At 38.1% G+C, this 15,379-nt stretch carries 11 protein-coding genes; 2 read left to right on the forward strand and 9 right to left on the reverse strand.

Annotated features, from left to right (window positions below; all coding sequences use genetic code 11):
* Positions 1 to 70: 70 nt before the first annotated feature.
* The 5 genes from JOE44_RS10835 to JOE44_RS10855 form a co-directional block, all read right to left on the reverse strand.
* Positions 71 to 424 carry a MaoC/PaaZ C-terminal domain-containing protein gene (locus tag JOE44_RS10835; RefSeq protein WP_245169757.1) on the reverse strand — a complete coding sequence of 118 codons (354 nt, stop codon included), beginning with the start codon at positions 422 to 424 and terminating at the stop codon, positions 71 to 73.
* A 506-nt stretch (positions 425 to 930) separates the two neighbouring features.
* Complete coding sequence (locus JOE44_RS10840; RefSeq protein WP_209785591.1) at positions 931 to 1,857, reverse strand: alpha/beta hydrolase; 927 nt, start codon at positions 1,855 to 1,857, stop codon at positions 931 to 933.
* Between the two features lie 93 nt (positions 1,858 to 1,950).
* Positions 1,951 to 2,814 (reverse strand): helix-turn-helix domain-containing protein, encoded by an 864-nt coding sequence (locus JOE44_RS10845; RefSeq protein ID WP_041461538.1) that lies wholly within the window; start codon positions 2,812 to 2,814, stop codon positions 1,951 to 1,953.
* 631 nt (positions 2,815 to 3,445) lie between these two features.
* A complete protein-coding gene (locus JOE44_RS10850; protein WP_209785592.1) occupies positions 3,446 to 5,194 on the reverse strand; it encodes a hypothetical protein in 1,749 nt (582 codons plus the stop codon).
* A gap of 574 nt (positions 5,195 to 5,768) precedes the next feature.
* Entirely contained in the window at positions 5,769 to 6,464 is a 696-nt protein-coding gene (locus tag JOE44_RS10855; RefSeq protein WP_209785593.1) for a VIT family protein, read from the reverse strand.
* Positions 6,465 to 6,647: 183 nt separating this feature from the next.
* On the opposite strand from JOE44_RS10855, the gene lgt reads away from it, so the two are divergent.
* Complete coding sequence (gene lgt, locus JOE44_RS10860) at positions 6,648 to 7,484, forward strand: prolipoprotein diacylglyceryl transferase (RefSeq protein WP_209785594.1); 837 nt, start codon at positions 6,648 to 6,650, stop codon at positions 7,482 to 7,484.
* An 81-nt stretch (positions 7,485 to 7,565) separates the two neighbouring features.
* Here lgt and JOE44_RS10865 read toward each other — a convergent pair whose 3' ends face one another.
* Entirely contained in the window at positions 7,566 to 8,321 is a 756-nt protein-coding gene (locus JOE44_RS10865) for an SDR family oxidoreductase (protein ID WP_209785595.1), read from the reverse strand.
* A gap of 690 nt (positions 8,322 to 9,011) precedes the next feature.
* On the opposite strand from JOE44_RS10865, the gene JOE44_RS10870 reads away from it, so the two are divergent.
* On the forward strand, positions 9,012 to 9,434 hold the full coding sequence (locus tag JOE44_RS10870; protein WP_105683902.1) for a cold shock domain-containing protein: 423 nt from the start codon (positions 9,012 to 9,014) through the stop codon (positions 9,432 to 9,434).
* A gap of 247 nt (positions 9,435 to 9,681) precedes the next feature.
* On the opposite strand, the gene JOE44_RS10875 is transcribed toward JOE44_RS10870, so the two are convergent.
* The 3 genes from JOE44_RS10875 to JOE44_RS10885 are packed head-to-tail and all read right to left on the reverse strand — an operon-like array spanning position 9,682 to position 15,323.
* Positions 9,682 to 11,133, reverse strand: coding sequence for a TolC family protein (locus JOE44_RS10875; RefSeq protein ID WP_209785596.1), 1,452 nt, complete (start codon positions 11,131 to 11,133; stop codon positions 9,682 to 9,684).
* On the reverse strand, positions 11,114 to 14,236 hold the full coding sequence (locus JOE44_RS10880) for an efflux RND transporter permease subunit (RefSeq protein WP_209785597.1): 3,123 nt from the start codon (positions 14,234 to 14,236) through the stop codon (positions 11,114 to 11,116). The genes JOE44_RS10875 and JOE44_RS10880 overlap by 20 nt, the downstream gene beginning before the upstream one ends.
* A 28-nt stretch (positions 14,237 to 14,264) precedes the next feature.
* A complete protein-coding gene (locus JOE44_RS10885) occupies positions 14,265 to 15,323 on the reverse strand; it encodes an efflux RND transporter periplasmic adaptor subunit (RefSeq protein WP_245169758.1) in 1,059 nt (352 codons plus the stop codon).
* Between the last annotated feature and the right edge of the window lie 56 nt (positions 15,324 to 15,379).

The raw sequence follows: 15,379 nt of genomic DNA on the forward strand, positions 1-15,379 counted from the left end.
TAGTATCATAATCCAAAAAGTAAGATATTGGAGGCTTCCCGTATTTTAATTTTTTTAATCTGGCTTCTTATTATAAAAAATGATATAGAAAAATTACATCCCCTGTATAGGCGGGTTTCGCATGATTCTTTATAAGAAGTTTAGCTTCCACTACTACTTTTATAGTTCCTCTAAGATCTGTCACCGATTTCACAGTGGCCTGTAGTTTTACGTCAGTCTCTACAGGAACAGCCTGGCCAAATTTAAGGTTCTCAATCCCATAATTGATTTTCATTTTTACATTTCTCAACACAGCAATTTGTTTCCAGAGATAAGGGATCAGCGATAAAAGCAAATAGCCATGAGCAATTGTAGATTTGAACGGGCCTTCTTTTTCAGCTCTTTCTTTATTAATATGGATCCTGAATAAGCTTGTCAATATCAAATAGAGGATTATCTAATTCTATTATCCTTTCTAAATTCCCACCAAATTTTTCGAGATCTCTTCGTTTATGGTTCAAGAACGAAACAGCCAAATAAACAGTTATTATTCCAACAGTAATTAATAGTTAGCTTTCAGCAGATTAAGACTTTCATTACAAAAGTGCTGATTTCAAAGAACTCATGATTCTACGATAAAACATATAACAACTGAAAATCAATTAATTAAAATTACAAACCATAGAGATTTGAAAATTTAGGATTCGATGACCTAACAGGATCCGAACATCAAAATTTAGAGAGAAAGCAGATTTTTATTCCTTTAAATTGTATGATTTATACAAAAATAAGTAAGAAGTAAGTGTATCGCAACTAGATGATGTGGGTTAAGAATCGTTTAAACGAAAACTCTTCCTGATAGAGATACAGAAAAATTTCATAAAAAAGACCGTTTTCACGAGTTGTGAGACGGCCTCTAAAATTTCTGAGAACGATGAAAAATGCCGGGTACTAAGCAAGATATTTATTAAAAAACGGAACTATCTCTTCCAATGCTCTTTTCGTAGCTTCTTCTCCATCATATAAATCATAATGGCTTGCTCCCTGAACAACCTGAATGCTCTTTTGCTTTGATGCCGACTTATTAAACAGCTCAAAACCATCCCTGTATGAACCAAAAGCGCCTACTTTATCGCCAATCACTATGTGAAGTGGCTGTGTAAGCAATAAGTCTGCTAAATGGAAAGCATCAAAAGCCATTGCTTTGTCCAAACTATCCACACGTAAATGATTGGGTGAGTTCGGATGCTGTCCTCTTGGTGTCTGATAGTAGTCTACAGCTTCAATGATGTCAACATCGTTCATTCCTGCGGCTATTCTGTCTTCCTGTGAATTTGGTCTGTAGACTGTAATAGCAGGTTCAGCTCCTCTTGCCTGAGCGGTGCGTTGCCTTGCAATTCCCTCCAGGGTTTTGATAGCTGCATCAGCTGTAAAATCTCCCTCACGAAGCAAACGCCCATAGTTCGCACCCACAACCGTTACTACGGCTTTAAAGCGTCTTTCCGTCATTGCAGCATTAACAGCATATCCGCCTCCGCCACAAACTCCCAAAACACCTATTTTTTCTTCATCTACATAATCCAATGTAGTCAGAAAGTCTGCAGCACAACGAAAATCTTCTACACGGGTAGCGGGGTCTTCTAAGAACCTTACTTCGCCACCGCTTTCTCCCTGGTTAGAGGCATCAAAAGCCAGCGTAATAAAACCTGCTTCTGCCAATGCTTTTCCATAAATGTTTCCGGCTGTCTGCTCTTTACAACTGCTGATAGGATGCGCACAAACAATCGCAGGATATTTTTTAGTTTCATCAAAGTCTTTAGGGAATTGAAGGATACCTGCTACATCCCAATTTCTGTTTTTGAATTTTATTGCTTTCATTAGAATTTATCTTTAATAAGTTATTGAACAGTACAAAGATATTCTGACTTAGAAGCTCCATCCTTAAAGTAATTACGGGAAGACTTTAACTATTTACTGATTTCGGAAAACACTTGGAGAAATGCCTGTTTCCTTTTTGAAAAACGTAGCGAAATAGGAAGGATATTCAAACCCTAAACTAAAAGCTATCTCACTGATACTTAATGAGGTTGTCCGTAATTTGTTCTTCGCAATCTGTATGAGCAGCTGATGTATATGCTCCTGTGGCGAGCGACCTGTGTAGTGCTTAATGAGGTCGCCAAAATAGTTAGAAGACAGATTAGCTATATCCGAAAAGTAGGAAACTGAGGGCATTTTCAGGGCATTCTGTTCATTGTCATAATATGCTTCGAGATTTTTGTAAAAATCAGATACAGTAGTGTTGTATAATTCCTCTCGTGTATCAAACTGCCTGCTGTAAAATTTTTGGATATAGGAAAGAATAAGCGAAGCATAAGAAATTACAATATCTTTTGAAAAATTCTCATTGCCTTCAAACTCTTTCAATGCCTTTCGAAAAAGGTCGGTAATGGTTTTCTCTTCTTCTTTCGTGATAAAAAGTCCTTCGTGATTGCCGTAATAAGTAAAACTGTATTCTTTGGCAATCTTCCTGAATAGTCCAGCATCAATCAAAATATGATACCCTGAAATTTGATGCTCTATATCCCATTGCAAAAAATCTCCGGGTTGGTCGAGATAGACAAAGGCATCCGCCTGGTCGAATATTGTCTGACCAAAATTCTTGTCTTTATCAAAGTTTAACTTGATTGCCAAAAAATAGAAGTCAAGCTCAATAGGAGCCGATTTTCTACGCATCTCCTTTTGCTTATGATATTCAACCAAATGGATGTGATTGTTCTTAAAACCGCTGATATTGGTATATTCAAGAAACTCTTTTATATTGTACCTTTTCTTCAAATGATTATCAATTGTAAAATACAAATTTAAAAATTAAGTGAGTTACAGGCTTTAAACTTTTACTGAAATATTTTTGATTTTTACAGATACATACAAATATTCAATGTGTAATAAAACAAGGCTTTTCAACGTTGGCAAAAGCACAAATGTACTTTCTGTTCTATTTTAAACTTCTTTCGGTTATATTCCGTATTACTTCCAACCTTTTTTAACAGCCATTATTAAGAGCTTAGCGAATTGACTTTGAAAATCCCTCTTGAACGTCGCCGAGTTATAAATCAGGGACATCATGATTTTTGTAATCCTTGTTTAATTTGGCTCAGTCGAACCAAATCATCAATAAAAGTGTTTGAAGATACGCTCGTCTTGGTCACATTAAAGGATTATTTAATTCTACGATTCTTTCTAAATCTTCCACTAAATGTTTCGATATCTCTTCGTTTATGGGTACAAAAAAACCTCTGAAATCTTTTGATTATCAGAGGTTTTTGTTTTTCATGAGAGTTAAATGGGGCTATTTTATATTTTTAATTTATCAATTCGGATCAACTCCAAAAGTGGATCAGTATTGCGGCCGGCCAATGAAAATTATTATTTGCCAGCCGCAGACTATAGTATTTATTTATAAAATCTAGTTTTTCTCATATACATAAATATGCACATTTCCTGGTAAAAAAGTCAGATCATTATTACCACTGGTAGTTCCATTATAGTTATTATGAGGTCCTCTTCTAGCAAATACTCCTACGTTAAAAGTCCCGACAGGCACATTTCTAAAGACATAAGATCTGAAATTGGCTTTTCTCGTATCAGTAAAATTAGTTCCATCCATTCCTATGGCTCCGCTATTAGAAAGACCAATTTCTGTACCTGCTGAATTCGTTATATTAGTTTTAAATTCGTAGCCTATTCCAGCTGAAGTGGATAAACCATAGACATAAGCATCTATGTCAACATATATCACAACAATATTATTAGGGCTGCTTACCTTTAATCCATTTTTAGCACCTAGTATGAGAGTTGGACCATTTTCCGTGCTTAAAGTGAACGTAACGTTATTCGTTACAAATTCACTAAATGATGTCAGTAAATTGACAGGCCCCGTTACAGCACTAAGATCTTTCCAGACCGCCGGGCTTCCTGCACCCTGTGATACTAAAACCTGATTGCTCAGTCCGGCTGATCCGGCTGTGGTTGCAGTCCCTCCGACTTTAATTTCCCCGGTCACCTGAACTGATCCGTTAACATGCAGCGCCTCTTGAGGGGTTGATGTGTTAACCCCAACATTTCCCCCTGGGGTAATAGACAATCTAGGAAAGTTATTGGTCATCAATCTCAGATCGTTATTAGTAGTAGTCCCAAAAGAACCAATGCCTGAACCAATATATGACGTAAGAACTGCTGTACCATTGGTATGACTGAACCCAAAATTATTATCAGGTGTACTCACCGTAAGTTTAGTATTGGGCGCGTTTGTACCAATCCCAACATCTCCCGCTGAAGTGATAGACAATCTATGAATGTTATTGGTCATCAATCTCAGATCGTTATTAGTAGTACTCCCAAAAGAAACAATGCCTGCTCCTATATGTGACTTAAGATCTACTGTACCATTGGTATGACTGAACCCATAATTACCATCAGGTGTACTCACCGTAAGTTTAGTATTGGGCGCGTTTGTACCAATCCCAACATCTCCCGCTGAGGTAATAGACAATCTATGAAAGTTATTGGTCATCAATCTCAGATCGTTATTAGTAGTACTCCCAAAAGAAACAATGCCTGCTCCTATATGTGACTTAAGATCTACTGTACCATTGGTATGACTGAACCCATAACTACCATCAGGTGTACTCACTGTAAGTTTAGTATTGGGCGTCGTTGTCCCCACTCCTATACGGTCATTGGCTGCATCTACCGAAAAGGTAGCACCATCTACCGAAAATGCATTGGCTTGGGTCCCCGTGAATGCCAGGGTGTTAGCTCCTTGAGTTACTGTTCTGTTGCCTGTAAGGGTACCATCTGTATTGTAGATATTACCCGCTGTTGCATTGGTGGGATTATGCAGCTTTACCCACGCTGTTCCGTCATAGTAGTAGTACCCTACAGCATCTATATTGACTGCTGTTCCCGCTTGTGATCCGGTAGCTATACTGTTGACATAGATTAAAGTGGAAGCAGGAACTCCTGTCATACTTTGGGCTCTCTGCCGGTCCAGCCGGGTAATCAGAACTCCGTCTACACTGGTAGAAGTGCCGGTAGCCTTTTTGGCATTGATATCCAGCGTAGCAGCAGGACTTGCCGTATTAATACCCATCTGCGAATACGCTTTGCAAAAACCCAGCAAAACTATCGCCAATGGTAATAGTTTTTTTTTCATACATAAAAAGTTTTATTGTTTACATTCATTTGATTTGACAAAATTAATCACAAACCAATAGGCAAAACAAAATCAGGATACATCATAAATACGACAGTTATACATCAAACCTGCACCGCTAATGTAGAGACAAATAAAAAATCCATAAAAGTATAAAAGAAGGAATATATGAAAAGGAATTCTCCATTACTTTTTAAAGCCCATCTGTTTAAAAATACAGCATTGAAGGTATTTGTAAAAACAAGAATAAAGCACCTGTTCCATGCTACAAAAAAACCCTGTAATCTTTTGATTATCAGAGGTTTTTATTCAAGCATTATAATAACAATATCGAAATCGATAATTCTAATTCGATTCGTCAAAACTAAACACAAAACAAGCCTTACACAAGAAAAACAATACATCAAATATGTACCCAGCATACATTACATATACACCATTAAAAATAAACAACGGAAAATCAATAAGAAAAACCAAGTCATCAAAAATTCTTGTCCAGATGAATGTATAAGCAATACGGAATTGCAACCCATACTTAATAACTGCCTAACAATTATTCATGTATAAGTAAGATTTATGCTACACTCACTCCAAAAAGCCTTCCCACTAACGCGGTAATTCCCATGGCCACTGTTCCCCAGAAACAGATCCTCAATACGGCTATTTTGATACCTGAACCTCCCGCCCTGGCTGAAATTGCTCCTAAAAGCATCAAGAATATGATGGAGAACCCATATTGGAAGTACACCATCTGTTTAATTGGAGCCAAAAGAGAAACGGTAAATGGCAATAAAGCTCCTACAGCAAATGAACCGAAAGAAGCCATTGCTGCCTGTAAAGGTTTGGCTTGTGTTATCTCATTAATCCCCAGTTCATCACGGGCATGTGCTCCCAGTGCATCGTGTTCTGTAAGTTCAATAGCTACCTGCATCGCTGTTTCTTTGGTACAGCCTCTTTTTTCATACACTTTGGCCAATTCTCTAAGTTCTACCTCCGGCATTTGTTCAAGCTCACGTTTTTCACGGATCAAATCTGCTTTCTCTGTATCTTCCTGTGAACTTACGGAAACATATTCACCGGCTGCCATAGACATTGCCCCGGCAATCATACCCGCCAGTGCTGCAAGAATAATCATATGCCGATCCGGTTCTGCTGCTGCAACTCCTATGACGATACTTGTAGTGGATAACAACCCGTCATTCGCTCCCAATACTGCTGCCCGAAGCCAGCCTACTCTGTTTACATAATGTTTCTCCAGCTGATGATGCATAACTTTTATTTTGGTGGTACACTAAAGTTACCCAATATTTCATCAAGAATCATTTTAAATTATATTGATTCTTATTTCGGATAGGGGTTCTCAAACAATTTGTAACACCTTAAAAATCAAAGTAAAAAACCACAAACCCACCCCATTCTGTCCGGAAATTCCTATTTTCTTATCTTTGCAACAATGAATTTATTATATATCAACTGGGATATCAATCCCGAAATCGTCAATATCCTAGGACTTCCTATAAAATATTACGGATTATTATTTCTTACAGGACTTGTTTTATCACTAAATATTTTAAAACGTATTTATAAAAAAGAAGGCCTCAGTACACAAGCACATGAAGCTTTATTTTCCTATGCGCTTATAGGAATTTTGGTGGGTGCGAGGCTGGGACACTGTCTTTTTTATGATTTTGATTATTATTTACAACATCCGCTTGAAGTATTTTTACCAATTCAGAAAGGACCGGACGGAGTTTATCATTTTACAGGATTTGCAGGTCTTGCCAGCCATGGTGGTGGTATCGGTCTGGTGATTATGCTTCTTTTATATGCGAGAAAATTTTCTATTCCGTTTATGACGGTTCTGGATGCTATAGCAATTGTACTTCCGTTGGGAGGAACCTTCATCAGGCTGGCTAATCTGATGAATTCTGAAATCATCGGAGTTCCTACTGATGTTCCATGGGCGTTTATCTTCCGTCAGGTAGATGATCTTCCAAGACATCCGGCACAACTGTATGAAGCCATCTCTTATGCCCTTATTTTCTTATTTATTTACCTTATTTATAGGAAAGATATTTTTAAAATCGGAAAAGGGTTTTATTTTGGGATCAGTATTCTGCTCATCTTTATTATGAGAATTCTGATTGAATTTATCAAGGTGGATCAGGTAGAATTTGAGCACGGAATGATTTTGAATATGGGGCAGCTTCTGAGCATTCCATTTGTTCTTCTTGGATTATTCTTTATCATTAAAAGTATATTGGAGAAAGGAAAGATTAAAACAACTTAATTTTTTCCTTTGTCTTACCATAAAAAACTCACTGAAAGCTATTTTTCAGTGAGTTTCTTTTTTAATAGATTCTACAATACGCTATCTCGTTGTATATCCACCGTTAGCAAATATCGTCTGTCCTGTGATCCACCAACCATCTGTTACCAGAAATTCTACCAATGGAGCAATATCCTTAATATCCGTTAGCCCTCCGAGTGCTGATGCTGATTTATGATATGCTACCGCATCATCGGTTTCCTGTCCATAGAAAAAAGGAGTATCCATGGGACCGGGTGCTACTGCGGTTACCGAAATTCCTCTGTTTCCAAATTCTTTGGAAGCTGCTCTTGTAAAATGTTCTACCGGTGCTTTTGCTCCTGCATATGTGGAATACAGTCCAGTATAAGCCGCCAGCAATGAAGTAACTATGGTACAGATCTTCCCGTGATCGTTCAGCTTTTTACCCGCTTCCTGCAAAAAGAAGTAGGCAGATTTTGAATTGACATTGAACATGGTATCATATTCTGCTTCTGTAGTCTCCGAAAATGGCTTTTTCAGTACCATTCCCACGGTATTGATTGCAATATCAATTCCTCCGAAACGGGAAATCGTTTCCTCAAAGAACTTTGTAATATGGTCTACTTTGGTAAGGTCACCCTGGAATAGAAATGCTTCAGCTCCCAATGCCTGTACTTCAGCCAGTGTTTTTTCACTTTCTGCTTTTGAGCTTTCACTGTTGTAGTGGATGGCCAGCTTTGCCCCTTTTGCTGCAAAATCCCTGCTTAATAATCCGCCTAAATTTTTACCACCTCCGGCAATTAAAACAACTTTCCCTTTTACATTTTGTGTTGACATGTTTTTTTATATTTAAATGTTAATGAGACAAAGATGAATAATAAAAATGGCCACAACATGGTGAAATTTTCGGGATTTTTTGATTTCGGATTTCCTACTGAAGGTGAAATATTTATTATTTTTTATGTAAACAATAGCTTCTCAATAGAATGCTATTTACCAGCCAGATACGCCTTGAGACCAACCTTTTTAGTTAAACACTTTTGTATAATTCCCAAAATCACATCAATTTTAGGCATAACATTTGATACGTTCCTCCCGTATCACGCACCACCACTTCATTTTTAATATATTTTTTTATAATCCTCAGTTTTCTGGGGATTTTTTATAGGATTATTACCGCTTTCCTGATACTCTTACACTCAGATCATAACATATCCTGCAAAACCATTTCTGATAATCAATCATTTAAAACCTGATTATTCATTTTATTGTTGTATATTTGTACATTATAAACCAAGTCTCTACTTTGTTTTCTGTAACGACCCGAATATTTTTATTCAGTCTTTGCCTTTTGAGCAGCCATCTTTTTAACTTTTATTCTTCTATTAAGAACAATACTTGTCGGAATTTTAAAGCTCTGTATGATTGGGATGATCCAAAACAGAAAACATAGCCAGGCTTTATAGGGTCTAAAACAGATCAGATTGAACCAATTAATTTATAGAAACTAAATACTAAAAATAATTTATGGCAGATTCTTTTTCTAAAAAGGAAAATTTCAAGAAAAAAATTCAAAAGCAAAAAGAAAAGGCGCTAAGACGCGAAGAACGTAAAACGAACAACAACAAAGGAGCGGAGGATGTCTTCATGTATGTAGACGAATTCGGAAGATTAACTTCTACTCCACCTGAACAAAGACAGGAAGTAAACCTTGATGATATTCAATTGGGTGCTGCACCTATTATTGAAGAAGATCCAAGAAAAACAGGAATTGTTACTTTCCTGAGTGAAAAAGGATATGGCTTCATTACTGAAGATAATAACAAAGAAAATATCTTCTTCCACAACAACAACTGTGCAGAGCCTGTGAAAAAAGGGAACAAAGTATCTTTCGAAAAAGAGAAATCTCCTAAAGGATTTTCTGCTGTTGAAATTCAGCTTGTTAAATAATAGGTACTTATAAAATGTTTCTGCAGGATAAGTAGATACATTTTAAACCATATACAAAGAGACTGCCCTTCAGGCAGTCTCTTTTTTTGGGGACATATAAAAAAAGTTAACTCAACTTGTAAAAGTTGGATTCTTACGCAAGATCCTGGAATTATTTCAATTATCATTACGGGAATCCGTAAAATCTGATTATACTATAAAAGAAGCTGCCTAAAAGACAGCTTCTTCATCGTAAAAAAAGTAAAAATTAATCCAGTTTCCCGCCCAGTGCTTTAAACAGCAGGACGTTATTTCTGGTATTCTGATGCTGAAACTGCAGTAAATCCAGTTCAGCCGTTAATTTGCTTTTTTGAGAATTAATCAATTCAAAATAGTTCGCGTAACCTGTCAGATACAAATCATTGGAAACCTCAACACCACGGTCAAGAAAGCCTACCTCTTCTGATTTCAGTTTCAAAACACGTTCATAGATCTTCGTCTGTTTCAAAATAGACTGAAGTTCATTAAAAGCAGTCGTAATACTTTTCTGATAATTCAAAAAAGCGATTTCCTGCTCTTTGCTCGCTACTTTAAATTCATATTTCAGCTGTCCTTTATTGAAAACCGGAACCATCAATCCTCCTAACAACTGCCCTGCCAGTGAGCTTGGTTTAAAGAATGTTTCCACAGAAAAAGAATTCAGCCCGAAACCGGCCCCCAGATCAATCTTTGGATAAAAAGCAGCTCTTGCAGCCTTCGCATCAGCCTGAGAAGCTTCTAGAACATAATAATTAGCTGCAACATCCGGTCTGGAGTGGATCACATTTTCCACATTAATGGCTTTATTCAACACTTCCATATTGGTAGGCATTAATATTTTGCCGCGCTTTACCTCTCCACCATAGCTTCCTGTCAAAGTAGTGATCGCCTGTTCTACCGTAACGATTTCTACTCTGATGTGTTCAATTTCTGCCAGCCAGTTGTTATTTTGTGCCTTGAACTGCTGCACCGCCAATTCCGTAGCTTTTCCTACTTCACGTTGTGCCAGAACAATCTCAAAAGCTCTTTGCTGAAGCTTATAATTCTTCTGATAAATGGCAAGACGGTTGTCTAAGGCTACCAACTGATAATATAGATTGGCAATATCAGTGAAAAGCTCCACCTGCAGCAGCCTTAATCCTTCTGTGGAAGCCAGATATTTCTTCTGGGCAGCGATTTTTTTATTTTTCAGTTTTCCCCAGGCATCAATTTCCCAGCTGCTTCTTGCTCCCAGCCAGTAATTCGGGGTAAAATCTCTGTTGATTTTCTGATTTTCCGTAATATTGGGTGAGAGATTCGTATCATAGTTTCCCACTCCTTCCATCGTATATTTTCCGTAGCGGTTACCAGAAGCTTCTACTCCCACCTCAAGGGAAGGCAGCAGATCCATCTTTGATCTTTGAAGGAAACTATTGGCAATTTCCACTCTCTGCTGGGCAATCTGGAAATCCGGGTTTGCCTGAACTACTTTATCAAAAAGTTCCAGCAGCTGCGGATCTGTAAAGTAAGCCTTCAGGTTAATCTGCTGAAATTCATCCGGATTTTTATTTTTATCGTTTCTGATGATTTCATTGGGGAATTCCTGAGCTTTTTTGAGCTCTGTTACTTTGGGAACAGCGCATGAAATAAGGCTTAGTGAGGCTATTCCGTATATTATATTTCTATGATTTAATCTTTTCATCTTTCTTCTTATTTTCAAGTTTTGCAAAGAATATATAGAGCCCCGGAATGACTACTAATCCGAAGATGGTTCCAATCAGCATTCCTCCTGCCGCCGCTGTACCAATGGAACGGTTTCCTATCGCACCCGCACCAGATGCAATACATAACGGAATAAGTCCTGCCACAAATGCAAAAGAAGTCATCAGAATGGGTCTCAGACGTTGTCTCGCGCCTTCAATAGCTGCCGGAATGATATCAAATCCCTGCTTATTTCTTGCCACTGCAAATTCTACAATCAGAATAGCATTTTTGGCTAAAAGACCAATCAGCATGACCAATGCTACCTGTGCATAAATATTATTATCCAATCCCATCAGTACCAAAGCGATATAAGAACCGAAGATTCCTGTCGGAAGACTTAATAATACAGGCATTGGAAGAAGGAAACTTTCGTATTGTGCCGCCAATAAAAGATAGACGAATAAAAGACAGATTGCGAAGATATAAACAGTCTGGTTTCCTGATAAAATCTCTTCTCTTGTCATCCCCGACCATTCAATATCAAATCCTCTGGGCAGTGTTTCTTTGGCCAAACGTTCTACAGCTGCAATAGCATCTCCTGAGCTGTAGCCATCTGCAGGCTCTCCATTGATCATAGCAGACATATACATATTATACCTTGTCAGTACTTCAGGTCCGTATACTTTTTCAATAGTGATGAATGTGGAGAAGGGAACCATTTCACCCTTGTCATTTTTTAAATATAAATTCAGAATACTCTCAGGAGTGTCTCTGTGTTCAGGACTTGCCTGTACCATCACCTTATACATCTGGCTGAAACGGATAAAATTCGTGGCGTAATAAGATCCCAGCATGGTCTGCAACGTGGACATCGCATTATCTACCGATACACCTTTCTTTGCAGCCATATCATAATCTACATTGATCATGTACTGTGGGAAAGTAGCATCAAAGCTGGTGAAGTTATTCTGCAGCTCCGGAGCATCATTCAGTTTTTTCACAAAATCTTTAGTGATCTTATCGGTATTTTCGATCGTTCCTCCGGTTCTGTCTAACAAACGTAATTCAAAACCGCTGGTATTACCGAAACCAGGCACAGTTGGCGGTGCAAAAATTTCAATTTGTGCATCTGCAATGCTCTTTGTTTTATCTGATAGTTCTGTAATGAGATCATTGACAGAAATATTTCTTTCTTTCCAGTCTTTAAGATTGATCATCGCCATTCCGTAGGATGAACCTGCAATTTCTGTTACAATACTGTACCCGGCAAGAGTGGTCACATTTTCTACGCCTTTAATTTTTTTGGCAATAACCGTCACTTCATCCAGCACTTTTTCTGTTCTTTCTACTGTTGCTCCCTGTGGAGTAGTCACACTTACGTATACCATTCCCTGATCTTCCATGGGAATAAATCCGGTTGGCAGGAATTTACTGGTCACAAAAGTAAGTCCGACAAATAAAAATAACAGTCCAAAAGTTACGGTAGTTCTTGTTGCGAACTTTGTTAAGATTCCCACATAGCCATTTGTCAGTCTTTCAAAGCCTGTATTGAAACTCTGGAAAGCTCTGTCGATGATTGTTTTCTTCTTATCATGATTGTGAGGTTTTAAAATAATTGCACAAAGCGCTGGAGTTAACGTCAATGCATTCACTCCGGAAATCACAATACTGATTGCCAGTGTCAATGAAAACTGACGATAAAATACGCCTACCGGACCATCAAGGAACGCCACAGGAATAAATACCGCAGACATCACAATGGTAATAGCCACTACCGCTCCTGCAATTTCTTTGGTTGCGCTGATGGTGGCATCCATGGCATTAATTCCTTCTTCCATTTTAACGTGGACGGCTTCAACGACGACAATAGCATTATCCACTACAATACCTATCGCAAGCACCAGGGCAAACAGCGTTAAAAGGTTAACCGAGAAATCCAGCATATTCATGAAAGCAAAAGTTCCTACCAATGCCACCGGAACAGCCAATACAGGAATCAATGTGGAACGCCAGTCCTGAAGGAAGATAAATACTACAATTCCTACCAGAATAAAGGCTTCAATAAGGGTTGTCAATACCGCACTGATGGAAGCATCCAGGAATCTGGAAACATCATAAGCCATGTTATATTCCATTCCCGGAGGGAAAGAGGTGACTTTTAATTCTTCCATTTTTGCCTTTACACTTTCAATCACTTCGGAAGCGTTGGAACCCGGGCGCTGCTTCATCATGATTGATGCAGAAGGTCTTCCGTCTGTTTTGGAAACCATTCCGTAGTTCATAGCACCGAATTCAACTTTCGCAATATCTTTAAGCTTTAAGATTGTTCCGTCCACATCAGATCTGATGGGAACTTCTTCATATTGTTTAGGCTCAAAAAACTTTCCTTTATATTTGATTACATACTGAAGCTGGCTGGAAGTTTTTCCAGATGTTTCACCCACTTTTCCGGGTGCTGCGGAAATATTCTGTTTTTGGAGGGAAGTGATCACTTCATCCGCAGAAATATTGTAAGCCGCCATTTTCTGTGGATCCAGCCATACTCTCATGGAGTATTCTTTCTGTCCCATAATCTCCGCACGCCCTACTCCATCAATACGTTTCAGCTCCTGAAGAACATTGATATCTGTAAAGTTATAAATGAACTGCTCATCCTGACTCGGATCAGCACTTGTGATATTGAGATACATCAGCATGCTGTTCACCTCTTTTTCAGTGGTAACACCGGCTCTGATTACCTCTTCAGGAAGCTCATCAAGAATAGTGGTCACTCTGTTCTGAACGTTTACTGCTGCTACATCAGGATCTGTTCCTACTTCAAAGAAAACCTGGATAAGGGTAAGACCGTCATTGGAAGTTACCGTTGACATATAAGTCATCCCCGGTACTCCATTGATGGCACGTTCCAGAGGAAGGGCTACCGCATTGGCAGATACTTCAGCATTCGCTCCCGTATATTTTGCAGTAACGGTTACTGAAGGGGGAACAATATCCGGAAACTGAGTGATTGGCATCTTTAGTAAAGCCATGATTCCCAGCAGAACAAATAATATGGAAATAACCAACGAAAGAACCTTTCGTCTTATAAACATTTCTACCATAGTTAATTGATTTAAAGATTATGAAAGGTTAATACTTCTTTTTGATTTTGATAATATCACCATCTTTCAAAGACTGAGTCCCTTCATAAATGATTAAATCTCCTTTTTTAAGACCACTTTCCACCATATAAGAATCTCTTAATGTAGTACCGATCTTAATATTGGTCATTTTCACTTTATTCTGCTTATCCACTACAAAAACATAAGTCTTGTCCTGAATGGAGAAGGTAGATTTTTGCGGAATAAGAATCGCGTTATTCTGTTGTTCAGAAATAATAAGTTTCCCGGAAGTTCCGTGTTTAATTAAACGGTCAGGATTTGGGAAAAGCACTTTATACCGGATGGAACCTGTGGTTCTGTCGATTTCTCCTTCTGCTGTTTTTAAAGCTCCGTTGAACTGATAATTAACCCCGTTGGGAAGAGTCAGTTCAATCTTTTGATGACTACCGATTTTATCGTTGGCCAAAAGCTCAAAATATAAGTTTTCAGGAATAGAGAAATAGGCATACACTTCATTCAATTGGGAAAGTGTGGTCAATAGGGTTCCATTTTCCACCAAACTTCCGTCTTTATGGGGAATTACGTCAATCACTCCGTCAAAAGGCGCTGTAATTTTTGTAAAGCTTATTTTCTGAAGAACGGTTCTCTTTTCTGCATCAGCAAATGCATGTTTTGCTTTGGCAGAGGACAGTTTGGCTTTCACCATTTCCAGTTCGTTATTGGCAACAAACTTTTTAGCGTGAAGACTCTGAATCTGCTTCAGCTCTACTTCTGCTATACGAACATCTGCTTCCATCTGCTTCAATGCAGCGTTTGCTTTCAGAAGTTCCATCTGTAGTTCAGCATCATTGATTTTAAATAAAGCCTGCCCCTGATGTACAAATTGTCCCTCATTTACATAAATATGCTGTATGATGCCTCCGATCCTCGAACGCATTTCTACATTTTTTTTAGCCTGGATATCAGTCACAAACTGGTTGCTCACCAATGTATCTTTTTCTTTGATTTCCAGTATGGGAACTTCTTTATCTTTCTGATTATTTTTTTCTTTGTCTTTACTGCATGACACAGCCAATAATGTTGCCATAAGGCAAATTATTACAGTTTTAAAATACATTTTTAAATGTTTAAGTTATAAAATTC

The organism is Chryseobacterium sp. PvR013 (assembly GCF_017833095.1).
Classification (GTDB): Bacteria; Bacteroidota; Bacteroidia; order Flavobacteriales; family Weeksellaceae; genus Chryseobacterium; species Chryseobacterium culicis_A.

Excerpts from the sequence above, each read along its gene's own strand:
- JOE44_RS10885 (WP_245169758.1), bottom strand. The coding sequence starts at position 15,323 with ATGGCAACATTATTGGCTGTGTCATGCAGTAAAGACAAAGAAAAAAAT.
- lgt (WP_209785594.1), top strand. The coding sequence starts at position 6,648 with ATGAATTTATTATATATCAACTGGGATATCAATCCCGAAATCGTCAAT.
- JOE44_RS10870 (WP_105683902.1), top strand. The coding sequence starts at position 9,012 with ATGGCAGATTCTTTTTCTAAAAAGGAAAATTTCAAGAAAAAAATTCAA.
- JOE44_RS10840 (WP_209785591.1), bottom strand. The coding sequence starts at position 1,857 with ATGAAAGCAATAAAATTCAAAAACAGAAATTGGGATGTAGCAGGTATC.
- JOE44_RS10850 (WP_209785592.1), bottom strand. The coding sequence starts at position 5,194 with ATGAAAAAAAAACTATTACCATTGGCGATAGTTTTGCTGGGTTTTTGC.
- JOE44_RS10855 (WP_209785593.1), bottom strand. The coding sequence starts at position 6,464 with ATGCATCATCAGCTGGAGAAACATTATGTAAACAGAGTAGGCTGGCTT.
- JOE44_RS10875 (WP_209785596.1), bottom strand. The coding sequence starts at position 11,133 with ATGAAAAGATTAAATCATAGAAATATAATATACGGAATAGCCTCACTA.
- JOE44_RS10865 (WP_209785595.1), bottom strand. The coding sequence starts at position 8,321 with ATGTCAACACAAAATGTAAAAGGGAAAGTTGTTTTAATTGCCGGAGGT.
- JOE44_RS10880 (WP_209785597.1), bottom strand. The coding sequence starts at position 14,236 with ATGGTAGAAATGTTTATAAGACGAAAGGTTCTTTCGTTGGTTATTTCC.